Origin of the sequence: Mucilaginibacter sp. L196 (assembly GCF_009765905.1) — a bacterium.
Classification (GTDB): Bacteria; Bacteroidota; Bacteroidia; order Sphingobacteriales; family Sphingobacteriaceae; genus Mucilaginibacter.
In genome coordinates this window covers 311504-338432 of sequence record NZ_LMUO01000006.1, presented here as the reverse complement: position 1 = coordinate 338432, position 26929 = coordinate 311504, and the positions used below count along the sequence as shown (strand labels likewise).

The 26929-nt window shown below is 41.3% G+C and carries 16 protein-coding genes; 14 read left to right on the top strand and 2 right to left on the bottom strand.

What is annotated here, in order from left to right; translation table 11 throughout:
• Positions 1-100 precede the first annotated feature (100 nt).
• The 6 genes from bla (at position 101) to sprA (ending at position 13943) form a co-directional block, all read left to right on the top strand.
• Positions 101-982: a subclass B3 metallo-beta-lactamase gene (gene bla / locus GSQ74_RS02505; RefSeq protein ID WP_158989705.1), complete on the top strand. Its 882-nt coding sequence runs from the start codon at positions 101-103 to the stop codon at positions 980-982.
• A 133-nt stretch (positions 983-1115) separates the two neighbouring features.
• Positions 1116-2540 carry an Asp-tRNA(Asn)/Glu-tRNA(Gln) amidotransferase subunit GatA gene (gatA, locus tag GSQ74_RS02500; protein WP_158989703.1) on the top strand — a complete coding sequence of 475 codons (1425 nt, stop codon included), beginning with the start codon at positions 1116-1118 and terminating at the stop codon, positions 2538-2540.
• Between the two features lie 69 nt (positions 2541-2609).
• Positions 2610-3806 carry a lytic transglycosylase domain-containing protein gene (locus tag GSQ74_RS02495; protein WP_158989701.1) on the top strand — a complete coding sequence of 399 codons (1197 nt, stop codon included), beginning with the start codon at positions 2610-2612 and terminating at the stop codon, positions 3804-3806.
• 146 nt (positions 3807-3952) lie between these two features.
• Positions 3953-6253 carry an NADP-dependent malic enzyme gene (locus tag GSQ74_RS02490; protein WP_158989699.1) on the top strand — a complete coding sequence of 767 codons (2301 nt, stop codon included), beginning with the start codon at positions 3953-3955 and terminating at the stop codon, positions 6251-6253.
• 14 nt (positions 6254-6267) lie between these two features.
• On the top strand, positions 6268-6852 hold the full coding sequence (gene ruvA / locus GSQ74_RS02485) for a Holliday junction branch migration protein RuvA (protein ID WP_158989697.1): 585 nt from the start codon (positions 6268-6270) through the stop codon (positions 6850-6852).
• Positions 6853-6875: 23 nt separating this feature from the next.
• Entirely contained in the window at positions 6876-13943 is a 7068-nt protein-coding gene (gene sprA, locus GSQ74_RS02480) for a cell surface protein SprA (protein WP_254060791.1), read from the top strand.
• Positions 13944-14236: 293 nt separating this feature from the next.
• On the opposite strand, the gene GSQ74_RS02475 is transcribed toward sprA, so the two are convergent.
• Together GSQ74_RS02475 and GSQ74_RS02470 are read right to left on the bottom strand one after the other, a co-directional pair.
• Positions 14237-16048, bottom strand: a complete 1812-nt coding sequence (locus GSQ74_RS02475; RefSeq protein WP_158989695.1) for a hypothetical protein — start codon at positions 16046-16048, stop codon at positions 14237-14239.
• On the bottom strand, positions 16048-17916 hold the full coding sequence (locus GSQ74_RS02470; RefSeq protein ID WP_158989693.1) for a hypothetical protein: 1869 nt from the start codon (positions 17914-17916) through the stop codon (positions 16048-16050). The genes GSQ74_RS02475 and GSQ74_RS02470 overlap by 1 nt, the downstream gene beginning before the upstream one ends.
• Positions 17917-18037: 121 nt before the next feature.
• Between GSQ74_RS02470 and GSQ74_RS02465 the strand changes: the two genes are divergently transcribed.
• From GSQ74_RS02465 to GSQ74_RS02430, 8 genes are all read left to right on the top strand, one after another.
• Positions 18038-19561, top strand: coding sequence for a MiaB/RimO family radical SAM methylthiotransferase (locus GSQ74_RS02465; RefSeq protein ID WP_158989691.1), 1524 nt, complete (start codon positions 18038-18040; stop codon positions 19559-19561).
• A 92-nt stretch (positions 19562-19653) separates the two neighbouring features.
• Positions 19654-20895: a sigma-54-dependent Fis family transcriptional regulator gene (locus GSQ74_RS02460; protein ID WP_158989689.1), complete on the top strand. Its 1242-nt coding sequence runs from the start codon at positions 19654-19656 to the stop codon at positions 20893-20895.
• 3 nt (positions 20896-20898) lie between these two features.
• A complete protein-coding gene (locus GSQ74_RS02455) occupies positions 20899-21411 on the top strand; it encodes an LptE family protein (protein WP_158989687.1) in 513 nt (170 codons plus the stop codon).
• Positions 21412-21433: 22 nt separating this feature from the next.
• Positions 21434-23110: a hypothetical protein gene (locus tag GSQ74_RS02450; RefSeq protein ID WP_158989685.1), complete on the top strand. Its 1677-nt coding sequence runs from the start codon at positions 21434-21436 to the stop codon at positions 23108-23110.
• Between the two features lie 11 nt (positions 23111-23121).
• Positions 23122-23496, top strand: coding sequence for a preprotein translocase subunit SecG (gene secG, locus GSQ74_RS02445; protein ID WP_158989683.1), 375 nt, complete (start codon positions 23122-23124; stop codon positions 23494-23496).
• A 252-nt stretch (positions 23497-23748) separates the two neighbouring features.
• Positions 23749-24042: a co-chaperone GroES gene (gene groES / locus GSQ74_RS02440; protein ID WP_158989681.1), complete on the top strand. Its 294-nt coding sequence runs from the start codon at positions 23749-23751 to the stop codon at positions 24040-24042.
• A 59-nt stretch (positions 24043-24101) separates the two neighbouring features.
• The gene (groL, locus tag GSQ74_RS02435) at positions 24102-25739 is read left to right on the top strand and encodes a chaperonin GroEL (RefSeq protein ID WP_158989679.1); all 1638 of its coding nucleotides are present in this window, start codon (positions 24102-24104) and stop codon (positions 25737-25739) included.
• A gap of 358 nt (positions 25740-26097) precedes the next feature.
• Positions 26098-26883: a mechanosensitive ion channel family protein gene (locus tag GSQ74_RS02430; protein ID WP_158989677.1), complete on the top strand. Its 786-nt coding sequence runs from the start codon at positions 26098-26100 to the stop codon at positions 26881-26883.
• The last annotated feature ends 46 nt before the right edge of the window (positions 26884-26929 follow it).

Sequence of the window (26929 nt, the reverse complement as noted above, 5' to 3'; positions counted from 1 at the left end):
GAGAAACTTACCAGCTGTGGTCGGTTTTCACCGCACCACTTAGCAATAAATTTTCATTGTATATGATCAAAAGTTATCTTTAAGGATTATCTAATACTCCATGCCAAATCTTAAAAACTCTCTTAAATCCCTGTTGTTAATTTTCAACCTGGTCCTTGTTGACTCAATACTAAACGCTCAGGAATTGGTTAAGACCAATAATCCGGCTGAATGGTCTCAAGATTATCAGCCTTTCAGAATTGCCGGCAATTTGTATTATGTAGGCACTTACGATTTGGCATGTTATCTTATCACAACACCAAATGGCAATATATTAATCAACACGGGCGCTCAGGATTCAGGTCCTATGATTCGGGCACATATCGAAGCTTTGGGATTCAAATTTTCTGATATTAAAATACTACTGGCCACGCATGCGCATTTCGACCATGTAGGCGCTATGGCCGATATACAGAAAATGACAGGTGCAAGGATAATGATCAACGAAGAAGATGCGCAGGTATTGGCAGATGGTGGTAATTCTGATTATGTAATGGGCGGCAAGGGCCCAATGTTTAAGCCGGTTAAAGCCGACTGTCTTTTCCACGAAAAGGATACTGTAAATTTTGGTGGAATGCAGATCATCGTGCTTCACCACCCCGGCCATACTAAAGGTGCCAATAGCTTCTTGTTCAATGTTAAAGATGAACATCGTGTGTACCGTGTATTAATAGCAAATATGCCCAGTATCCTTGATGAAACAAAATTATCGGGCATGCCCGGATACCCAAACGTGGGTAAAGATTATGCTTATACCTTGAACGCAATGAAAGATCTGAAATTTGACCTGTGGCTATCTTCTCATGCCAGTCAGTTCGGTCTGCATGAAAAGCATAAACCCGACGACCATTATCGTCCAGAACAATTTATTGATCAAAAAGGTTATGACGCTGAATTAGCTGACCTGCAAAAAGAATATTTAGAAAAGCTAACTGAAAAGTAATACAGCCTGCGGTCGGTGTTTTCACCGTACCACTAACGATATATTCAGCTGATGATAAAAGTTTTCACCACCCCAATTCACCAATCCTCAATTTTTCAAACCAATTACCGGATAAGTTTTTTATTTTAGCCCCATGGCTAAAAAGTATTCCTCTTTAATTGAAATAAAGGGCGGGTTGCAAAGTGGGGAAGTTACTGTTGAAAAACTGGTAAAACATTATTTAGAAAACATTAAGGCTAATGCCCATTTAAATGCTTTTAACGAGGTATTTGGTGAGGAAGCATTAAGTCGTGCAAAAAATATTGATGCCCGCATCCAATCTGGTAATGCAGGCAGACTTGCCGGTATGGTTATCGGTATAAAGGATAACATCTGTTATAAAGATCATAAGGTTTCGGCCTCATCAAAAATATTGGATGGTTTTACATCCATCTACTCATCAACTATAGTCGAACGTTTATTAGCCGAGGATGCCATTATCATCGGCCGTTGTAATTGCGATGAGTTTGCCATGGGCGCCAGTAACGAAAGTTCGTATTTCGGCCCGGTAAAGAACTATGCCGATAATACCAAGGTTTCGGGTGGTTCATCAGGCGGTTCAGCAGTGGCTGTGCAAGCGGATATGTGCCACGCAGCTATTGGTACCGATACGGGCGGTTCTGTGCGCCAGCCGGCTTCTTTTTGTGGTTTGATAGGCTTGAAACCTACCTATGGCCGTATTTCACGGTATGGCGTAATATCCTACGCTTCATCATTTGATCAGGTTGGGCCGATCACTAAATCTGTTGAAGATGCTGCCTTGCTATTAGAAATAATGGCAGGAGTTGATGAATACGATAGCACATTATCAACCAAAGAAGTACCTTCATTTAGTGCAGACTTAAAAGAACCGGGAAAGAAAAAGATCGCTTATTTACAGGAATCACTATCAAGTCCGGGTGTTGATGCGGAAGTGAAAAATGCTTTAACACAAGCCATAGATAAATTACGTGCCGAGGGCCATACCGTTAAACCTATCGCTTTTGAATATTTGGATTATTTGGTTCCGGCTTACTATATTTTAGCCACGGCCGAGGCTTCATCAAATTTGGCAAGATACGATGGCGTACATTATGGTTACCGCAGTCCAAAGGCTACAGATCTGCAATCAACCTACAAACTATCACGTTCTGAAGGTTTTGGTAAAGAGGTTAAGCGCCGTATTATGCTGGGTACATTTGTATTAAGTGCAGGTTATTACGATGCCTATTACGCGAAAGCTCAAAAAGCACGCAGACTCATTCGCGAAAAAACGCAGGATATTTTAAAAGAATACGATTTTATACTAACACCAACAGCTCCCGAACCGGCTTATAATATCGGCAAGGAAGAAACCGACCCTGTTGTAAGTTACCTGGCAGATATTTTTACCGTACAGGCATCATTATCAGGTTTACCGGCAATTTCTTTACCGGTAGGCAATAATAGCAAAGGTTTGCCGTTAGGTTTACAATTATTGGCCGGGCAGTTCGAAGAGCAGGAATTGTTAAATTTTTCTAAATATTTCGTTAAGCTATAAAAAATTGCAACCTTAGTAATGTTTAAGGCGTATCAATACTTTTAGTTAAACCCCTATTGATTGATAAAGATGAAGAGATTATTTATCCCGATTTTATGCTTAATATCTTTGCAGTTCGCAAACGCGTCAAGCATCTTTAAATCAGGTACTTTAAATAAATCTACCCAACTTTTTGGCGATACTACTTTCGCGCATGCTGCGGCTGATAACGCACAGCTTAATGCCGACCAAAGTGTAATTAAACAACGCCTGGATGCTATAAAAAAGGATGTTCCCTTAGATTATAACGAGTTCGTACAGAACTATATCGATATCTACTCGCAAAATCGCGAGGAAATGGGTCACGTTATTGGTCTATCAAAATATTACTTCCCTATTTATGAAAAGATATTTCGCGATGCCGGTATCCCGCCAGAAATTGAATATCTCTCCATAGTGGAATCAAAGCTTGATCCTAATGCTATTTCAAGAGTAGGTGCAACCGGTCCTTGGCAATTTATGGGTACTACCGCCAAAATGTATGGCCTTAATATGGATGGTTACATTGATGAGCGCCGCGACCCGGTACGTGCAAGCTATGCCGCTGCAGCTTATCTAAAAGATGCTTACGAAGAATTTGGCGATTGGTTGTTAGCCATCGCCTCATACAACTGCGGTAAAAGTAATGTTGAAAATGCCATGGCAAAAGCCGGTGGCGCTACCGACTTCTGGTCCATCCGCCAATACCTGCCTGCTGAAACCCGTAATTATGTGCCAGCCTACATCGCGGTAGCATATGTTATGAATTACTATAACAAGCATAATATTACCGCCCAGCCATGCAGTTTCTCATTAAATATTGATACTGTTGTGGTTGACAGGCAAATCTCGCTTAATAACATCTCCAGCATTTTAGGTGTTGATGCAAAGCTGCTTTCGCTGTTAAACCCGGCTTACCGTATGCAGGTTATCAACGCTTCTGCACATAGCACGCGCAGGCTCATCATCCCCCAAACGGATACAAAAAGATACGCCGCATTGTACGATGCCCTGAATAATTCAAGCGGCACTGTTAATAGTGCATCTTCGCAAAAAACTAATGTTCCCTTACATACAAGCTATAATGCTCCCGACGATAAGCCGGCCTACCACAAAGTTAAACGTGGCGAAACCCTGGCCGATATTGCCGATACTTATGGTATTGATGTAAGTGACCTTAAAACCTGGAACCATTTACATCACAATAAAGCTGTAGTAGGGCAAAGGCTTAAAATAAGCCACGGTTAGTTTTTGATATATTTTTAGCTGATTAGCTGAGTTATAAGCCAATAACATCAGCATAGATTATCTGGGTATCAAATTATCATTAACTGACGTATTTCGCCGGATGCAGTGAAAAAGAATCGTAATTTTGTTTCCTTGAATTTTAGAAGATGCATAACAAAACTAATCGTAAACAGGACGCTTTAAATTACCATTCTAAAGGACGGCCGGGAAAAATACAGGTAGTGCCAACCAAACCTACCGATACCCAGCGCGATCTTACTATGGCCTATTCGCCGGGTGTAGCCGAACCATGTTTACGCATTGCCGAAAATGTTGATGATGTTTATAAATACACCGCTAAAGGTAATTTAGTAGGGGTGATAAGTAACGGTACTGCCGTATTAGGCTTAGGTAATATTGGCCCCGAAGCCAGTAAACCGGTAATGGAAGGTAAAGGCCTTTTATTTAAGATTTATGCTGATATTGATGTTTTCGATTTAGAGATAAACGCCACAACGCCAGACGAATTTGTAGCTATCGTTAAGGCTCTAGAACCAACCTTCGGCGGTATCAACCTCGAAGATATATCGGCTCCAACTTGTTTTGAAATTGAACGCCGCCTGAAAGCCGAAATGAAGATCCCCGTAATGCACGATGATCAGCATGGTACGGCAATCATATCCGGCGCAGCCCTAATAAATGCCTGCGAGATACAAGGCAAAAAGCTCGATAAAATAAAAATGGTGGTTAACGGTGCTGGTGCGGCAGCCATATCATGTTCGCGCATGTACCTTTCATTAGGTGTTAAGCAGGAAAATATGGTGATGTACGACATCAATGGCCTCATAACCCCTGATCGCACCGACCTTGACGAAATAAGACTACAATTTGCCACCACCCGCAAGGATATAAAATCCCTTGCCGATGGCATGAAAAACGCCGACGTATTTGTTGGCCTTTCAGCAGGTAACGTGGTAACAGCGGATATGCTTAAAACCATGGCCAAAAACCCAATTGTTTTCGCCATGGCCAACCCTGAGCCGGAGATCGCTTATGATATTGCCCATGCTACCCGTAAGGACATCATTATGGCTACCGGCCGTTCTGATTTTCCTAACCAGGTGAACAATGTACTGGGTTTTCCATACATTTTCCGTGGTGCACTGGATGTTAGGGCGACTGCTATTAATGAAGAAATGAAGATCGCCGCGGTTAACGCAATCGCCAGCATCGCCAAAAAACCGGTGCCCGAGGCTGTTAATCTTGCCTATAATACTAAAAACATCAAGTTCGGCAGGGAATATATCATCCCAAAACCGATGGATCAGCGCCTTATTATCGAGGTTTCATCCGCGGTAGCCAAGGCGGCTATTGACTCAGGGGTAGCCCGTAAAGTTATTACCGATTGGGATGCTTATGTAGAAGAATTACGTGCCCGTGTTGGTGCTGATGACCGTATTATGCGTACGCTTACCAACAAGGCCAAGCAAAACCCGAAACGCATTGTTTTTGCCGAGGCAGATACTTACAAAATATTAAAAGCCGCCCAAATTATTAAAGAAGAGGGCATTGCTACACCAATTTTACTGGGCAACGAAGCTACCATCAAGCGCATTATGCGCGAAAATGACCTATACCTGGATGATGTGCAAATCATCGACACAAAAGACGGTTGCGCACCCAATACACAAAAATACGCCGATCACTTATATACTAAGCGTCAGCGTAAAGGTGTTAGCTTACACGAGTCGAAAAAATTAATGGCCGACCGTAACTATTACGGAGCATCAATGGTGCAGTTTGGCGAAGCTGATGCGTTAATCTCAGGTTTAACAAAGGATTATGTTACCACTATTAAACCCGCCCTGCAAATCATCGGTACCGAAGATGGTATAAACCGTGTAGCAGGTATGTACATGATGCTTACCCCAAAAGGGCCTGTATTTTTTGGCGATACTACAGTAAATGTAAACCCAACCGTACAGGAATTGGTAGATATTACCGTACTGATAGAGCGCTCGGTTAAGCAATTCAACATCACGCCACGGGTAGCTATGCTTTCCTACTCTAACTTTGGGTCGAATGGTGGGGTGATACCTGATAAAGTAAGGGAAACGGTTCAAATGCTGCATGATAAATATCCGGATATGATAGTTGATGGCGATATGCAGGCAAACTTTGCATTAAACCCAGCTCTGTTGAGAGATAATTTCCCGTTCTCAACCCTTACAGGCAAGCCCGCAAATACATTAATATTCCCTAATTTGGAGTCGGGTAACATCGCTTATAAACTTTTGCAGGAAATAGGTGGTGCCGAAGCTGTTGGTCCAATATTGTTAGGCTTGAAAAAGCCCGTACACGTACTGCAATTAGGCAGCTCCGTACGCGAAATTGTAAACATGATTACCATAGCCGTTGTTGATGCGCAGGAAAAAGAAGATGCTCAGAATAACACACTTAAAAAATAACATATAGATAAAACATGTACGCTTATATTGATGGTAAATTAGCTTTTAAAAGCCCTTCGTATGTGGTTATTGATGCCGGCGGAGTAGGTTATCATATCAATATATCGCTGCATACCTATTCGCAATTAGGCACTGCCGAACGTTGCAAGCTGTACACCTGGCTGCACGTAAAAGAGGATGGACATAGCCTTTATGGCTTCGCCGATGAAGGTGAGCGCCGTCTGTTTCTGCATCTGATTTCTATTTCAGGCATTGGCCCAAATACCGGGCGAATGATGCTTTCATCCATTACTCCAATCGAAATACAAAATGCCATTATCAGTGGTAATGTTGCCTTAATTCAACGTATAAAAGGCATCGGCCCAAAATCGGCACAACGTGTAATATTAGAGTTACAAGATAAATTACGCAAAGAAGGCCCGGATACCCTTACCGTTATGCCGGCAAACAAAACCGCTAAGGATGAGGCACTTTCGGCTTTGGTGATGCTGGGATTTGCACGTAATGCCGCTGAAAAGATTTTGGAACAAGAAATAAATAAAAATACTGAAGATTTAACTGTTGAACAGTTGATTAAATATGCGCTGAAAAACTTATAATTACTTTATAATTTGAACGATTTTTGACTAAGAGTCTTACGCTAAAACCTTATACATGTATCTTAATTATTTTCGCGTTATGCGGGGTGGGGCGGAGTTTTGCCCAGCAGCTTCCTGATCCTACAATAGTAACACCCCGTAAAGATTCGGTTAAAGTACAGGAACCTTATAATATTCAGGAATCCAATAACATGCGTTTGCGTCGGGGGGTTTTTGATGCCGATCCGCCAAACCTAGTACGTACCATTGTGTACGATGCCGCCACAAACCAGTATATCTTATATGAAAGCGTGGGCGATATGCTTTATCGCGCCCCACAGTACTTAACATATATGCAGTACCTGGCGATAAAACAACAGGAAACTGAACGGGATTATTTTAAAACCCTTGCCGATAAATATGCCTACCAATCACAACAACCCGGATTCATCCCCCAAATAAAAGTACGCAGCCAAACCTTCGAGCAAATATTCGGTGGCCCCAATATTGATATTAAAGCACAAGGGTCGGCCAATGCGGCATTTGAAGGTCAGCTCAATAAAAACGATAACCCTTTATTTAATTCACAGCAGCGCAACCAGTTTAACTTTAATTTCGATCAGCAGATACAATTAAATGTTACGGGTAATATTGGTACTAACCTTACCGTAGCAACTAATTATAACACCAATGCCCAGTTTCAGTTTGATAACCAGATAAAGCTTGACTACAAAGGCAAGCCGGACGATATTATTCAAGAGATACAGGCCGGTACGGTAAGCATGCCCCTAAATACCACGCTAATAACCGGTGTGCAGGCGTTATTTGGTGTAAAAACCAAGTTGAAATTTGGCAAGCTTAATGTTACCTCAATAATATCGCAACAGCGTTCGCAATCAAAAAGCATCACTATAACCAATGGCTCCGAGCAAGGTAACTTTAAGCTGACTACTGATGCATATGATGCTAATAAACACTACTTCCTGTCGCAATATTTTAGGAATAATTATGATAAGGCGCTGGCAAATAGCCCCATCATCAGTTCAAGTATAAACATTACCAAAATCGAAGTTTGGATCACTAACCGCAACAATTCTACCACTAACTCCAGGGATGTATTGGCTTTTATGGATTTGGGCGAGAACGCTCCATATAACAAGCGTTTAATTCAGGGTGGTGGCGCTTACTCCAGCTTACCTGCCGGTACGGATATCCCGGGCTTTACACAACAGTCAAACAGTTTGCTGAAAAACCTGCCAGTTGGTGCGCGTTTAACAAACTCAAACGACGTTGCCAGTTACTTTAATAATACCGGGGCTACCGATAACTATGCCAAACTAACCTACGCCCGCCAGTTAACCACCAAAGAGTATACACTGCATCCGCAATTGGGCTTTATATCACTTAACTACCCTTTAAATAATGATGAGGTGTTGGCTGTAGCTTATCAATATACTTATAACGGTGTTACTTACCAGGTTGGTGAGTTCTCCAGCGATCGCCCGGTGAATAACAATACGCCTAATGTATTGTATGTAAAGATGCTGAAGAACACCTTGCTGAAAACAAACCTGCCGATTTGGAATTTGATGATGAAAAACATCTATTCGCTGGGTGCATACCAAATTAGTCCTACTAATTTTAAATTATCTATATCGCGGTTAGATAACAGTTCAGGTATCTTAAAACCCATCATGTCCGATGGTAAAAATACCACGGGTAAACTTTGGCTGCAATTAACCGGGTTAGATAATCTCGATCAGCAAAATCAGAAAAAACCTGATGGTTATTTTGATTTTTTATCAGGTATAACCATCGATCCGCAAAATGGCTTGCTTATCTTTCCAGAGGTTGAACCCTTTGGTGCCGACCTCGCCGCCAAATTCGCCCCCGGCGAGCAAAGTCTCATAAGCACCTATGTTTATCAGCCATTGTATGATTCAACGCAAACGGTGGCGCAGCAATTCTATCCGCAATTAAACCGATATGTAATACAGGGTACATATACCTCGCAGGGTGGTTCCGAATATCAGCTTAACGCCACAAATATTCCGCAGGGATCGGTAGTGGTAACTGTTGGCGCGCAAAAGTTGGTTGAGGGTAACGATTATACGGTTGATTATAATGGCGGTACTATCCGTATACTTAATCAGTCTATTCTTTCATCGGGCCAGCCTATAACGGTTAACCTGGAGAATAATGAACTGTTCGGCGTTCAGCAAAAATCCCTTTACGGTTCAAGGTTTGATTACCAGGTGAGCCCAAAACTAGCCTTGGGAGCAACCATTATGCACTTAACCGAGCAGCCCATCTCGCAAAACGAAGCTGTTGGCTCAGAGTCCATCTCAAATACCATATGGGGCTTTGATGCAAACTATAGCTCTCCTTCGCGCATGCTGACCCGTTTGGTTGATGATATCCCTTTGATACATACCAAAGTGCCATCCTCAGTAAATTTTAGTGGTGAGTTTGCCCAGCTTTTACCCGGTACGCCAGCTGCATTAAATTATGCAGGTTCTAAAAACGGTACTGCTTATCTGGATGATTTCGAGAATAGCCAATCAGAGATCGACCTAAAAAGCGCGAATACATGGCAAATATCAAGCACGCCGCAGCTTTTCCCCGAATCGCAACGATTTGATGATCTGAGTTATGGGTTTAACCGTGCCCGTTTAGCATTTTATAATATCGACCCAACATTTTATACTTCAACCACTATCCCCGTTTCACGGGCCGAGTTGTCAAAACCTTATGTGCGCGAAGTATTGCAAACAGAGGTATATCCTGCTATACAATCAGTAACCGGCCAGCCGCAAATATTACCAACGCTTGATTTGGCTTTTTACCCAAATACCCGTGGTCCATATAACTATGCCACTACTGGTATAAATGTTGACGGTACGCTGCAAAACCCGGCCGCCCGCTGGGGGGGGATGATGCGGGCCATATCAACCAATGATTTTGAAGCCTTAAATGTTACCTATATTGAGTTTTGGGTATTAGATCCGTTTATTGGCAAGCCAAACTCAACCGGTGGTGATTTGTATTTTAACTTGGGTAGTATATCTGAAGATATATTAAAAGATGGTAGAAAGAGTATAGAAAATGGCCTGCCTGTAAACGGCGATCTGAGTACTGTTGATACCACCGCATGGGGGCGCGTAGCTAAACTACAGCCGGTAGTAAACGCGTTTGATAATGATCCGAATTCTCGTGCCCTACAGGATGTTGGTTTGGATGGATTGGGAGATGCCGACGAACGCACCAAATTTGCCCCCCAGGTACAGGCAATAAAAACCCAGGTTGATCAGGCTGCCGCTGCTGCTATTACTGCTGATCCATCATCGGATGATTATCAATATTACCAGGGGCCCGCGCTTGATCATGCAGGGGCAGGTATCTTGCAGCGTTACAGCAAATACAATGGTACCGATGGTAACTCCAAGACTGCCGCCCAATCCGAAGCGCAATTAGGCCTGCAAACCTCCGCGTCCACATCTCTGCCCGATGCGGAAGACATTGATCGTGACAATAACATGAGTACGGATGATGAATATTTTGAATACCACGTATCCATTCGTCCTAAAGATCTTGTTGTGGGCACCGGCTTTGTTAATGATAAAGTAACCTCAAGTGTTAAGCTTGCCAATGGTACTACTCAAACTTATACATGGTATCAATTCCGTGTCCCTATTACCAGTTATCAATCTGCGGTTGGTGGTATCCAGGATTTTAAATCCATCCGTTTCATGCGTCTGTATATGACCGGTTTCGCCGATACCTCGATACTACGTTTCGCCGAATTGCAATTGGTACGTGGCGATTGGCGCGCATATAACTCCGATAATAATCCGGCGAATGTACTAGCTGACCCAGCCATCGTAAATCCTGTTACAGATCATTCAACAATGGTTGTTGGTACGGTTAATATCGACGAAAACAGTAACCGCCAGCCTATCCCTTACGTGGTACCGCCGGGTATACAGCAACAAACTAATTACAGTAGCATAAATGCTAATACTAAACTAAATGAGCAGTCATTATCGCTAACAGTAGATAACCTTACTGATGGTTATTCGCAGGCGGCTTTTAAAACGTTTAATAATGATTTGCGCAACTACAAAAACCTGCAAATGTTTGTGCATGCCGAAGCATTGCCCGCTATTACCTTAAACAATGGCGACCTGCATACCTTCATTCGTTTGGGGCTTGATTACACCGAGAATTATTACGAATACGATATCCCTTTAACCGTTACACAGCCGGGTAGCTCGAACCCTAACAGTATATGGCCTGCCGCAAACCAGATCGATCTGGAGCTTGATCTGCTCACCAACGCCAAACTAGCTCGTGATGCCGCTAAATATAAAGGGCAGCCGTGGCCATTAACTGTACCATATACCGTTATGATAGGTGCTGCTAAAATAACCATTATGGGCCAGCCCGATCTAAGCCGTTTAACTACCGTAATGTTGGGTGTACGTAACCCCTTTAAAGGTAACAACCCGGCAGCCGATGATGGCCTCGCAAAATCGGGTATTGTTTGGTTTGATGAGCTGAGGCTTACTGATTTTAACCAGCGTTCCGGCTGGGCCGCTATTGCTAAAGCTGATATAAAACTGGCCGATTTTGCCGATATCAACGTATCCGGAGGCGAGCAAACTGCAGGCTTTGGAACGCTCGACTCAAAAATAGAAGACCGTTCGTTGGATAATAATTCAAATTACAGCGTATCGGCTAATGTGGAACTTGGTAAATTCTTCCCGGATAAAAGCGGGGTGCATATACCAACCTATATAAACGTATCATCGCAGGTAAGTAAACCTTTATATGATCCTGCTTCGCCCGATATTTTGTTGAGTCAAACACTTAAAACGGCCACCAGTACTAAGCAACGCGACTCTATTAAAAATGCTGCTGAAACTGTCACACAGCGTAAAAGCATCAACTTTACAAATGTGCATGTGGCTAAAACAAACCCGACGGCACCAAACAAGGTGTATAGTATTTCAAACTTTAATGCCAGCTATGCTTATACCGATTATGAGTATCATGATTTCAATACTTTGTCTGATTTTGAGAAGACGTACCACCTGGAGCTGGCCTATAACTATTCGAACAAGCCCAAATATTGGACTCCTTTCACTAAAATAGTTAAGAATAATTTATTGCAGGTATTTAAGGATATTAACCTAAGTCTTGCGCCATCACGGTTAAACTTCAGTATTGATTTTGATCGCTTTGATTCCGAAACCACCTTGCGTAATAACGATCCTGATAATATCATTGCCATACCGTCAACATTTAACAACACGTTTACCATTACCAAAGTCTTCGGCATCGGGTGGAACCTAACCAAATCACTCAGCCTTAATTTTGATGCTACCAATCTTGCAACCGTAGATGAGCCGCAGGGCCCCCTAACCGGTTTAAACAGGGATACACTATACAATAACCTTGCGCACCTTGGCCGTACCACTAACTACAACCACACGTTTGGCGCAACGTATGCTATCCCGTTCAACAAAATACCATATATGGACTGGATAAGCGCCAACACCAGTTACAGCGCGCATTTTAACTGGCTTGCTGAACCTGGTTTTTCGGTTGATGATCCGCAGTTTAACGTAGGTAACAGCATCCAAAACTCGCGCACCATATTGGTGACCCCAACCTTTAACTTTACAACGCTGTATAACAAGTTTGCCTTTTTACGTACTGCCAATAAAGACGACGGAGATAGTAAACTTACTAAAATTTTAAAAGGCTTATTAACTAGCTTAAAAACCCTGAATGTTACCTACACCAAAACTCAGGGTATTTTCCTGCCGGGATATCTGCCGCAATCAACCGTATTTGGTGAAGATCCTACTTATAACGCGCCGGGCATCGGGTTTTTATTAGGCAGCCAGGCTGACATCAGGGCACGCGCCGTAGCAAACGGTTGGATATCCAACGATACCCTGCAAAATCAACTATACGTAAAAACCTACAACTCCGATTTGCATTTTAACGGTACTGTTGAACCGATACAAGGCCTGCGTATAATTCTTACCGCATTTAAAACGCAGGATCAAACCTACCAAACCAACTTTAAGTACCTGGATGCAACCAGCAGTTTCGAAAACCTTTCGCCTGTTACTACCGGCGATTACAGCATATCATATATAACAATTGGTACAGCGTTCTCAAAAATCAGCGGTATTAACAATAACTCGCCAACATATAATACATTCATGAATGATAGGGCTATCATTTCTCAGCGTTTAGGCAAACTCAATCCAAATTCAAATCCGGCCGGATCAAGCGGTGGTTTTGCCGATGGTTATGGGCCTAACTCGCAAAACGTATTAGTGCCGGCTTTCCTTGCGGCCTACACCGGTAAAAATCCGTCAACATCCAACCTTAGTCAGTTCCCGAGTATCCCGCTTCCAAACTGGCAAGTAACTTACGGTGGTTTAGTCAAGATTCCTTTTCTTGCCGATATTTTTGATTCGTTTGATCTTAAACATGCTTACAGCTCAACCTATAACGTGGGTGGTTATACAACCTTATTGCAATACACCCAAAACGATGGAAGTTCAAGTGCAAGAGACATCAACAACGATTTTTTACCGATGTACCAGTTTTCGCAGGTAACCATATTTGAGCAGTTCGCGCCATTGCTGGGTATTGATATGCGCTTTAAGAACAATGTAACTACCAGCATATCCTATATGCAAAGCCGTGCCCTTAGTTTGAGCTTGTTAAACAGCCAGCTGGCCCAGCAAAATGAGGATGATGTGGTAATTAGCTTCGGCTACAAAGCCAAAAACTTCAGGTTCCCGTTTGGGTTATGGGAAGATTTTATCCTGAAAAACGACTTAACATTTAATCTTGCTTTCGCGATACGAAACACAAAAACATTAATTTTCCAACCCGATGTGTTGGCTGCCCAGGTATCATCCGGCGCGGATAACATTACCTATCGCCCCGAAATTAACTACGCGCTTAGCGATCGTTTTAATATTAGCTTCTTTTACGATGCTAACATTACTAAGCCATATACATCGCAAAGTTTCAATACATCGTTTAGTACTTTTGGGTTTAATTTGAAGCTGATATTACAGTAAATTGATATTGCAGGTATACATAAAGTCAGTGCCGTGCGATTGTTGGATTAAGGGGACGTAATTTTTCACCCTCTTTCCGGCTTGCCGGAGAGAGGGTCGAACAGCGCAGCGCATTCGGGGTGAGTCAACTGTGCGCCGGGCATTTGCGCTAATGCCAATTGTATAGTTTACTCACCCGGTCTTTGCTTCGCTCGACCACCCTCTATTTTGCAAGTAAAAAAGAGAGTAAAAAAGTATTAAGAAATATTCCCCTTAAATTAATGACATTGACAGGAGGAGGGGGCAATCACCTTTTACTTCCCCGCCTTTTTCAACGCCTTTGCAGCCTTCTTTTCGGCGCGGCGTTTTTGGCGGGCGGCCTTTTTTGTGAGCCTTATTTGCTTATCCGCACTGGCTTCTTCTATTTTGGCTGCGGTAGCCTTTTCAGTTTTTTCATCGAGGCCTGCCGCGGGTTTTATGCCGGTAAGCAAGGTGTTCCATATGGTTTTGAAGAATGGCGATGATTTTGGCCGCACATAATTTACATAAAATGTTCTTGGCGCTTCCCCATCATAATCGGGGTTGTTATGCTTAATGATAAATATATTGGCGTATAACGATTCGATCAGCTTGCTACTAAACCCGTTGAAAGCTGTGTCTGGTGTCAATAATTTAACCTTTAAACCATTATACAAAAGTGTTACCCTGCCTTTAGATATTTTGCTATTGGCGGTAATATCAAAATCAAAGCTTTTAATGTTGCCGTCTGTTATTTTTACCATGGCCAAAGGCATAGTAGCGGTATTCAGGTTTCCCATGTTCATGGGCCCCAGGTCGCCTTTATAGCTATAAGGCAGCTCCGGGTCGGTAAGGTTAATATTGAATAATAAATTAAGCCTTCCCCTGTTCATAAAATGGGTGGTTAATTGTGCCGTGCAGATGTTGTTTTTGCCGAGGGCGATTTTGTTATTGGTGATATTCAAAAACTTGCCCGAAGTATTGTTAAAAGATATAGTGCCAGTTTGATATGATTTAGCATTATACTCGCTATAAGTAACCGTTACGTTATGAATGTAGGCGGTGTCAATTCTTAAATCAGTTTTAATCTCAGCCAAGGCACGCGCAGGGAAGCTGCCGGATTTATCCGCTGTTGGATCGGCTACCTTATTAGGGTTATTAAGCAATGCAAAGGTTCCATTGGAGGCCTCCATCGACGATACGCTTACCGTTCGGAAACGGTGATAAGCCAAATAATCAAAATGGTTTAATACTAATGAATCCAACTGGAAAGAATACCTGTCTTTTGCGGTCCTGTTAAAAAAGGTCTTAGCGTTAACAGGCTCTAAAGTAAGTCCCTTTATGGTTAATCTCGATGTTAAGGTAGATAGCTTCACATGGTCGGCCTTATAGGTGTATAAACCATCAGCTGTTTTACCTTTATAATTGTGCAGCTCGGCTATGATCTCTTTGCAATACAAAAGCCTCGATTTATCTTTTTGGGTAGCCGAATCAATAAGCAGGTCGCTGGCGCTGAAACTCATTTCTTTTAATTCAGAGATAACCAGTTTATTACCAGAGTAATCATCGTACTTAAACTTAATATCATTTAAAAATACATTGCCAATGTGTATAGAACTCAGGCTTTTTGATATTTTTTGCCAGGCCGTTCGGTTATCGTTAATTACCGTGTCCTTCGTTTGGTTGAGTTTATAAGTTACATGCAGGTTGGGGTCATTCAAAACCACCTCGCCTATATCCAATTGATGCCTGAAATAAAGTTTAAACGGATGTATGCTGGTTAATATCAACCTCCGCACGTGTAGTTCAATCAGGTTGTTTGGTGCACGATGCTCACGGCACATGCGGTTGTATACCGCGGTATCGGGCTCAATGGCAATATTATAAAAAATGATATTGCCGTGCAGTATATGCAACTCGGCTTTAGAAAAATCAGCTTTATATAAGCTGTCGCTACCGTTTAAAACGGCATCCCTTATTTTTTGCGCTAAAATAGGCGACCAATATAAATTGATTAAAAATGCTAAAACTAAAAACAGGGTAACAAATACTGCTAAAATCTCCAGTCCTAATTTGTTCCTTTTTAGTTTTAAAAATTTAAACGCCATTATTTATTTTTAGTTGAATCCTTTTGCATTTTGGCCTCCTTTTTGGCCTCGCGTGCTTGCTGGCGTTCTTCTTTTTTTAGCTGGCGATTTGCTTTATATGCTTTAAACTTATCAACCAGGCTGCTAACCTTTACTATGGCTTTATTAACCTTACCCTCTGTTTTTTTATCAAACCCTACACTGGGCTTTAACCCGTCTAATAATGCTTTGTACAGGAAACTAAAGAAGGACACTCTCGGGTCGCGTTTTATATCAATCGGCCCTGGCCTAAATATACCCTTCTTATCCGGATTTTCATCTTCAATAATTAAGGTATTTGCCAATTTCGATATAAAACCTTGTGTTTGCAACCCAGCTTTGCCTTCAACCTTTTTTAGTAACTGTACATTCAGGTTTTTATAATAAAACTCCAGCTGGCCTTTGCCACTATAATTACTGGCATCTACATTAAAATGAAGTTTTTGAATATCAGCTGATTGTACATGAACCAATGCCAGCGGCCTTACCAGCTTATCCATTATACGGCCATCAAATTTGCCTAAAGTACCCGAGTAGTTAAACGCGCCTATTTTTGAATTTAAGTCGAATTTAAAATTCACATTTAAATTAGCCGCGTTCATAAAGCGGGTATTAATGTGGGCGATCATATAAGGGTTCACCTTTTTAATATCGTCATCATTAGTAACGTTATATATGACGCCATTGGTATGGTTAAACGTAATAACCCCGGTATAACCCGATGTCGCATCCGATTCAGCATAGCTAATCAAAGTGTTTTTTATATTGATGCGCTTCAATTGCATATCCAACGCCACATTCTGCAACGATTGCTCCGGGTCTTTGCCTATTTTGATAGATTTTACGCCTTTGTAAGCGTTATTACTGTATATCTGTACACTGGCGTTAGCAATATCAAGTGTGCCTGCATATAAAATTTGGTCACGTAAAAACTCCTGCAGGTTAATATCATTAATCGCTATCCTGTTAAATTTTAGTGTATAAATATCGCCCGCGGCTTCATGCGTTTTAAGGTAGAAGTCAGTCTTGTTATATCTTGGTAAAAACGAAACCCCGTCTAAATAAATCACCCTTTTCGAAGTCGAAAAATAAATCTGGTCGATAGCGGCTTTATATAAACTATCAGGCGTAGCTATTTTATAGTCCTTAATCGTAATATCAACTCCTTTGGTATAATAAAAACGACTGGTGTCTTTATCCGAAAGCGAATCGATTACCACATCAGAGATATTAATGTTGAGGTGTTTTAAAGCTGTATGCTTTTCAATCGGGTTGCTTTTATTAATATAATTCAAGCTAATGTCTTTTAGCGAGATCGAGTCGATATGTAATTGCTTAAAGGTGTTTTTTATCAGTTCATAAGGACTTTTTGGTTTGCCCACTTTTACGGTATCATTAAATTTAAAGCGTTTATTCACTACGGTAAGGCTTGGGTTTTCAATAGTGATACTGGTGATGTTCAATATCTTTTCCTTATAAGCTTTAACCGCTCCTAAATTATTAATACTTAGTTTTTTTACGCTCAGGGTGAATAAATTATCAGGTGCTTTTTTTAAGGCTACTAGTTTGTTGTAAACGGCCGTATCGGGTATCAACTTAAAATCGGTTAACGTCGCGTCACCCGAGGTGATATTCAAATCAAAGTCCGAATACTCAATGTGGTAAAGGCTATCGGTCGATTTTAAAACCAGTTCTTTTAACTCTGCTTGCAACAGGGGTTTCCAATGGTTTGCGGCTATATATTTTTGATAAGCATAGTAACCACCGGCTACAAATAGCACTATAATAAGTGTTATTACTAAAGGCCATCGGGCAAATCCTTTTTTGTGGGTGGTTTCGTCTTTTTTCATTCTATTACTTTTTCGATATACGGAGTAACAATAAAGTAAGGTTTTTGTTAATTTGCTGACAAGATGTCACGCTATATATGAATTTTATGTATTTTTGCAGACTAAATTCTAAAAAGACACGATGGATTTGTTAGTTCCGGATAAGACGCACGACGAAAGCAGGCAAGGGGAGGCATTGGTATTAGAGCCAATTCCAGGGAAAAATAGTGGTCGCAAGTTGTATATTGAAAGCTATGGCTGCGCGATGAATTTTTCTGACAGTGAGATAGTTGCATCTATTTTAACAGAAAGCGGTTTTGAAACCACCGGCGATTTTACATCTGCCGATGTGATATTCATCAACACCTGCTCAATTCGTGAGAATGCAGAAGTACGCGTGCGTAACCGCCTGAAAGAATTTGCAGGCGCAAAAGCTAAAAACCCCGGAATGGTGGTTGGTGTGCTGGGCTGCATGGCCGAAAGGTTAAAATCGAAATTTTTAGAAGAAGAAAAATTAGTGGACGTAGTAGTAGGCCCCGATGCCTACCGCGATCTGCCTAATTTAATTGATAAGGTTGATGATGGCCAGCGTGCAGTAAACGTATTGTTGTCCCGAGAGGAAACGTATGCGGATATTAGCCCGGTACGTTTAAATAGTAATGGCATCAATGCTTTCGTATCCATTATGCGTGGCTGCGATAATATGTGTTCATTCTGCGTAGTGCCGTTTACCCGTGGCCGCGAGCGCAGCCGTGAGCCGCAATCTATTGTTAATGAGTGCCGTGAATTGTTTGATAAAGGTTATCGCGAGGTAACATTGCTTGGCCAAAATGTAGATAGCTACAAATGGGCGCCCGAAACTGAAAAGGTTATTGCTGAAATCGAAAAACCGGTATTAGGAATGGATCTTTTGGATAAGGTACTTGCATCTGGCGAGGATATAAGTGGAATAAATCCGGTTGACCATAGCAAAGCCGGTGTTTCATTTGCTGAGTTGCTCGGAATGGTAGCCCTCATCAGCCCTGAATTACGCGTTCGCTTTTCTACATCGCACCCAAAAGATATTACCGATGATGTGTTATACACCATTGCCAAATACGATAATATTTGCAACTATATTCATCTTCCTATACAATCGGGTAACAGCAGGGTGCTTAAACTAATGAACCGGACTTATGACCGTGAGTGGTATATAAATCGTGTTGATGCCATTAACCGCATTATACCCGGATGTGCCATATCAACGGATATGATCACCGGTTTTTGCACCGAAACAGAAGAAGAGCATCAGGAAACACTGAGCATGATGGACTATGTGCAATTTTACTTTGCCTACATGTTCATGTACTCCGAAAGGCCGGGTACTTTAGCCGCGAAACGTTATGCTGATGATATTCCGGAAGATGTAAAATTGCGCCGTTTGCAGGAAATAGTAGCCAAACAACAACAGCATTCGCACGTTCGTTTGTTAGCATTATTGGGTACTACACAAAAAGTGCTGATCGAAGGTTTCTCAAAAAAATCAAAAAATGATTATGCGGGCCGTAGTGATCAAAATATGATGGTTATTTTCCCGGTAGGAGAAGGTTATAAACCCGGAGAGTATGTGAATGTGCTTGTTGAGCGTTGCACAACAGCAACGTTAATGGGTAGCGTAATAGAATAAATTTTAAGTTGGACTGAGTTGTAGGTCGATATAAGACGATTATAGAAAAACTAATCAACTGAATCAACCCAATCAACCACTCACCAAACAAAATGGAGATACAAGAAATTAAACAACGCTTCGGTATCATTGGCAATTCGCCTTTGTTAAACCGGGCTATAAATATTGCCAACCAGGTGGCGCCTACTGATATTTCGGTATTAATTACAGGCGAGAGTGGTAGTGGCAAGGAAGTGTTTTCGCATATCATTCACCAAATGAGCCCGCGTAAGCATGGCCCGTTCATTGCGGTAAACTGCGGCGCGATACCTGAAGGAACAATTGATTCTGAATTATTCGGTCACGAAAAAGGTGCCTACACAGGTGCTGTTGGCGAACGTAAAGGTTATTTTGAAACCGTAAGCGGTGGTACCATCTTTTTAGATGAAATTGCCGAAATGCCTTTAGGTACACAAGCCCGTTTACTGCGTGTATTGGAGTCTGGTCAATTCATCAAGGTAGGATCATCCAAAGTAGAGAAAACCAATGTGAGGGTCATAGCAGCCACTAATGTTGATGTTTACGAAGCTGTAAAAAGCGGAAAATTCCGTGAGGATCTTTACTATCGTTTAAATACTGTTCCATTACGCATACCGCCATTGCGAGATAGGAAGGAAGATATTTATCTGCTATTCCGCAAGTTTACATCTGATTTTACCGCTAAATACCGCACCCCGCCAATCCAACTGGACGAAGAGGCACAGCAGGTACTCATCAATTATTCATGGCCGGGTAATGTTCGCCAGCTAAAAAATATGGCCGAGCAATTGGCTGTTCTGGAAACAAATCATGTAATAACAGGCCCAATATTGCTTACCTACATCCCCCACGAAGTAAGCGGCAGAAACCTGCCTATGCGTGTTGAACATCCGGGTAAAGAGGATTTCTCGGAGCGCGACATACTATACAAGGTTTTGTTTGATATGAAGCGTGATATGGTGGAGCTTAAAAAATTAGTTGCCGATATTGTTGAACATGGTGGCGTAGCCCCAGCGTTTGCCAATAATCAGCAGGCCATTAACCAGCTTTACCGCGATATTGAAATGCCGGGCAATAGCCACGAGTCACAATTTACTATTCAGCAACCCGTTATTAATAACAATAACAAGCCGGATGCTTTCAATATAACCCATGATGCTGAAGAAGTTGAAGAATCACTATCATTAATTGAAAAGGAATCTGACCTGATACGAAAAGCCTTAAAAAAGCACAAAGGAAAGCGCAAGCTTGCCGCGAATGAGCTTGGTATATCAGAAAGAACACTGTACCGTAAAATAAAAGAATTAGATTTATAATTGATGAAGAGTGTATTTGGGGTTTTAGCTGCCGTTATTATGGTTTTCTCGGCGCAATCATGCAGTATTAAATTAAATGGTGCATCAACACAAGGGTTAAAAACAATTAATATTGGTTATTTTGAAAATACCGCGCCATACGTTTTACCTACCCTGAGCCAGGACTTTACCGAAGCGCTAAAGGCCCGTATCCGCTCAACAACCAGCCTTGCTATTGTACGTACAGAACAATCCGACGCGATTATGACGGGTAGCATCACCGGATATAGCATCGCCCCTGCATCTATACAGGCAACAGCCAACAACGCCCCGCCAATTGCAGGTGCATCAGCTTTAACCATTACAGTTGAGGTTAAATACACCAATAACGTTAATAAAAAGGACAGCTACGAGCAGTCGTTCAGTGAGTCAAAAAACTTTACCGGCGATATTGCTTCGCAGCAAAATACCCTGGTTCCGGCGCTGATTACACAGATAACCGAAGATATTTTTAACAAAGCCTTTGCAAATTGGTAAGCAATTCGTAGTTTCAACCCAAGTGGATCAGCAAGTAAACAATACCAGGACCCAACTTTTATGGGACTTATTAGCCAATCCGGCTGGTAAGCACGGAGAACATGCGTACAATTTACAGCAATTAATTGCCGAAAACCCGCAGAGCGGCATTTTGCATGCATTACTGGTGCATGCCACCGATGGCGAAAATTTAAACCAGGCTGTAGTTTATGCTAACCCCAGGGTTTTGTATAAATTAACGCATGATGCTGATAGCTTATCAATAGTATCTGCGGAGCAAATAATTAAATCAAATAATTCAACTGCCAATACTGTTGAAGCCGAAATTGAAGGCGGCAACGATGACTTGCTCTTAGCGCCATGGGTAGGAGAAGAGGATTTCCCGGTAACAGAGGAAATTGCTGAATCGCCAATAATTCATACCGAAGCTCATCCAAACCCTGTTGAAATACATGAGGAAGAAGCATCGGAAATTTATGAAGAAATAACGCCGGTAGAAGGTGTATTCCATAATAAGGAAATACAGGCTGAAGGCCAGCATGAAGAGTTGCCTGCTAATGGAGTAGAGGATCTTCCGCCGCTTACCGAACAAAAAGATTCGGTATTGGAGCAGATTCCTTATAATGAGATAGAAATTGATGAGGATGAAGAACCAGAAGTCAATACTGAAATCCCTGTACAGATCAATGAGCCGCCTGTCCCTGTTTTGGATGGACTGATAGAAAAAGAAGATAATATTGTTGAGCAGCAAATTTCGCTTGAAGATTTAGATTCGTATTTTGTCCAACCGATTAATGATGATGTTTACGACGAAATTGTAAGCATTGATGATATAAACCTGGCTAACGAAGATATCTTCGCTAAACAGCAGGAAGAACAAGCGGCAACGGAGCACTATGTTCCGCCATTCGCGGATGCATTGGCCGAAGATCAGCCTGCCGCCGCCAGGCAAGAGCCTGCGGCAAATACCGACCGCAAGGTTGATATGAATGATGAAGCTGAAAAGCTGATCATGAACAACATTGTTTCTACTGACTTTTTTGTGTTTGATAAAGCTTTTCGCGAGCATAAAGAGCCTGCCGAAAAAAATGTTGAAGAAACGCAAACAAGAGATTCTTTTGAACCAGCCGTAGCTTCTGTACTTGAAAATAATACATCTGCTAAAAAAGAAGAACCTTACATTACTGTTTCAAAATATCACGACGAAAAAATGCCGTACAGCTTTATGTGGTGGTTGGATAAAACACGTAAGGAGCACTCAGGCATATACCAGCCTTATGTGGAGTTTAAGCTGGATACCACTCAAAGCATTAAGCAAAACCCAGCTGATGAATTGCAGCAACAGTATGTAGAAAATATTTTTCACCTTACTTCGGTTGAAGATCTGGAACAACATACCTCCGATCAGCCTATAGCTTTTAACCCTAAAGTAAAAGAGGATAAAATAATTGAACGCTTTATACAGGAAGTACCGCAAATAAAGCCTCAAACCGGCGAAAAATTGGATAACGAAAACAAAGCCAAAAAAAGTTCAGAGGATCATGCCAACCTGGTAACCGAAACACTGGCTCAAATTTATATCGACCAAATGCTATATCCTAAGGCTATAGCCACTTATAAAAAATTGATGTTGAAATTCCCGGAAAAAAGCCGTTACTTTGCGAGCCAAATTGAAGAATTAGAAAAGAAAACAAATTAATATAAAAAGAAATGTATTTATTATTATTGATCATAGCCATCATCGTTTGTGTGTGTTTAGGCCTTATTGTATTAATCCAAAACCCTAAGGGTGGTGGTTTATCATCTAATTTTTCAAGCTCATCTCAACTAATGGGTGTGCAAAAAACCGGCGACTTTTTAGAAAAAGGTACCTGGGTTTTAGCCATAGGCTTAATGGTATTATCATTAGCTATTAACGTTGCTGTTAAAGGCGGCGCAAATAAAGTTGATACTAAAGATCAATTAGAAAAAACTAAAGAACTATCAAAACCTACCAATAGCGGCGCTGCAACTCCATTTGCTGCACCGGGTACAGCACAGCCTCAACAACAGGCACCTGCTACTACACCGGCACCTGCTAAATAGTTTTTAATAAAGGATTTTAAAAAGCCATCCGTTAACTAACGGATGGCTTTTTTGCTTATAAGTTACTGCCACCTTGACATCGGAATATTTAATTAATGTTAAGCAGGCATAAGCCATTTAACCTTAGCTGACAATAAAACAGAATTAAAAGAATTATATGCCAATGTGAGAGATTACACAGGCTTGGCACAGTTGATGTACAATTGCAACCATAAACACAAACTTTTATAAATTTAAAATAGTTATATCATTATGTCATTAAACGTGAAACCTCTTGGAGACAGAATAATAATTGAAGCTGCTCCGGCTGAGACAAAAACTGCTTCAGGTATTTACATTCCTGAAACCGCACAAGAAAAACCTCAATACGGAACAGTAGTGGCAGTAGGCCCTGGCCGTTATGCTGACACAACCGGTACATTAATCCCAATGACAGTTAAAGCGGGCGATAAAGTTATCTACGGTAAATTTGCCGGTCAGGAATTCCCTATCGAAGGCAAAGATTATTTAGTTATGAGAGAGTCTGATGTCTACGTGATTGTTTAATCACCTGGTATCATCAATTATAATACTTATTAAAAACATCCATCAAATAAAAAATTAAAATGTCAAAACAAGTTAAATACAATGTTGAAGCACGCGACGCTCTAAAACGCGGTGTTGATATTTTAGCTAATGCAGTTAAAGTAACATTAGGCCCAAAAGGTCGTCACGTAATTATCGATAAAAAATTCGGTTCACCAGTTATCACTAAAGATGGTGTATCTGTAGCTAAAGAAATTGAACTAAAAGACGCCATTGAAAACATGGGCGCTCAAATGGTTAAAGAAGTTGCTTCAAAAACTGCCGATATAGCAGGTGATGGAACTACTACTGCAACTGTATTAGCACAGGCAATTGTTACTGCTGGTGTTAAAAACGTAGCTGCTGGTGCAAACCCAATGGATTTGAAACGCGGTATTGATAAAGCGGTTAAAGTTGTTGTTGAAAACCTAAGATCACAAAAACAAGACGTTGGCGATGATTTCAGCAAGATCAAACAAGTAGCATCAATCTCAGCAAATAACGATGAAGTTATTGGCGAAATGATTGCTGACGCGATGAAAAAAGTTGGTACTTCAGGCGTTATCACTGTTGAAGAAGCTAAAGGAACTGAAACTGAAGTTAAAACTGTTGAAGGTATGCAGTTTGACCGTGGTTACTTATCTCCTTACTTTGTAACCAACTCTGATAAAATGGAAGTAGAATTGGATAACCCTTATATCCTTATCTACGACAAAAAAATCTCTTCCATGAAAGAACTTCTTCCAATTTTGGAAAAACAAGTTCAAACTGGTAAACCACTATTAATTATTGCTGAAGATTTAGACGGCGAAGCATTAGCTACATTAGTAGTTAATAAAATTCGCGGCTCACTAAAAGTCGCTGCTGTTAAAGCACCAGGTTTTGGCGATCGTCGTAAAGCAATGTTAGAGGATATCGCTATCCTTACTGGTGGTACTGTAATATCTGAAGAAAGAGGCTTTAAATTAGAAAGCGCTGAACTAAGCATGTTAGGCCAAGCTGAAAAAATCACTATCGATAAAGATAACACTACCCTAATTAATGGTAACGGCGAAGCTGAAGCCATTAAAGGTCGTGTTGGCGAAATTCGCTCACAAATTGAAACTACAACTTCTGACTACGATAAAGAAAAATTACAGGAACGTTTAGCCAAATTATCTGGCGGTGTTGCGGTATTATATATCGGTGCAGCTTCTGAAGTTGAAATGAAAGAAAAGAAAGATCGTGTTGACGATGCATTACACGCAACCCGTGCCGCTGTTGAAGAAGGCATTGTTGCTGGTGGTGGTGTTGCTTTCATCCGTGCGGTTGCAGCTTTAGCTGACCTTAAAGGTGAGAACGAAGATGAGAACACTGGTATCCAGATCATCCGTCGCGCTATCGAAGAGCCTTTACGTCAGATCTGCGAAAATGCAGGTATCGAAGGTTCAATCGTAGTACAAAAAGTTAAAGAAGGTACAGGTGACTTTGGTTACAACGCACGTACTGATAAATACGAAAACCTAATTGCAGCCGGTGTTATCGACCCAACTAAAGTTGGCCGTGTAGCATTAGAGAATGCAGCTTCAATCGCATCAATGTTGTTAACTACCGAGTGTGTGTTAGCTGATGATCCTGAAGATGAAAAAGGTGGTGGTATGCCTCCAATGGGCGGCGGCGGTATGGGCGGCATGATGTAATCGTAAAGCTTCGCTTCCAGTCTCTGATCACTAAAACAAAACCCTTGTCTGTTATAACAGACAAGGGTTTTTTGCTTTAGGGCGATGGAAAAGTCATATCGAAGTAAATCGAGTGTCATTTATTAATCAAATGATTGATTAATAAATCTAAATCACACTTTTCGTCGTAAATTTGAATAACATATCTGATACAATTGATTTCAGGCATGGCATTTGAATAACCGACAACATGAAACAGTTAACACAAAAAACCAGACACATCCAATCTCACATAGTTGAGTGGTTGTTTTTTAAAGGCCCTGAGCTTTTTATATCTATTTACGGTAAATAATTAATTTACTAACTTCGTGCCTTCACTATGAAGCTAACGAAGTTCTACGATAAAGCCTATGATTGGGCGCTCGACATTGGCCCCCTAATCATAATAGGATTAATAATATTATTTATAGGCCTTTGGCTTATAAAAGTTGTAGCCGGGCGCCTTCGCGCTCAAATGTCTAAACGGAAGGTTCACTCTTCACTACAACCATTCTTTCTAAGTCTTACTATAACATCGCTCTACATATTGCTCATCATTTTGGTGATGTCAGTAATTGGCTTCCAGCTAACTATATTTAGTACTATTATTGGCGCATTTGGTGTTGCAGCGGGTTTGGCCCTATCAGGCACTTTACAAAACTTTGCCGGTGGTGTGTTAATATTAATGTTAAAACCGTTTCAGATTGACGATAACATTGTTGCCCAGGGCCAGGATGGTGTAGTAACCACCATACAAATATTTTACACCGTATTAATTACAGCTGATAATAAAACGGTTATCATCCCCAACGGTAAATTATTTAACGAAGTAATAGTAAACGTTACCCGCGAAGGTAAACGCCGGTTGGATTTTGAGATAAAATTAGGTTACGCAGCCAATGTTGAGCAGGTTAAAACAATTATTTTGGATGCGATAAAAGTTACCCCCAATATTTTACCCGACCCGCGTAACAAGGTAGGCATATCTGCATTAGAAGTTGACGGTGTAAAGTTTGTTGTAAATGTTTGGGTAAATCCATCAGATTTTGGAACCACGCGACTTGCGCTGCACGAAAAAATAATAAATGATTTAGTATCCGGCGGTATTAAGTTACCGGGAATGTAACTAGATTTGACCATTGTCATCTCGAATGCAGAGAGAGATGAGACCA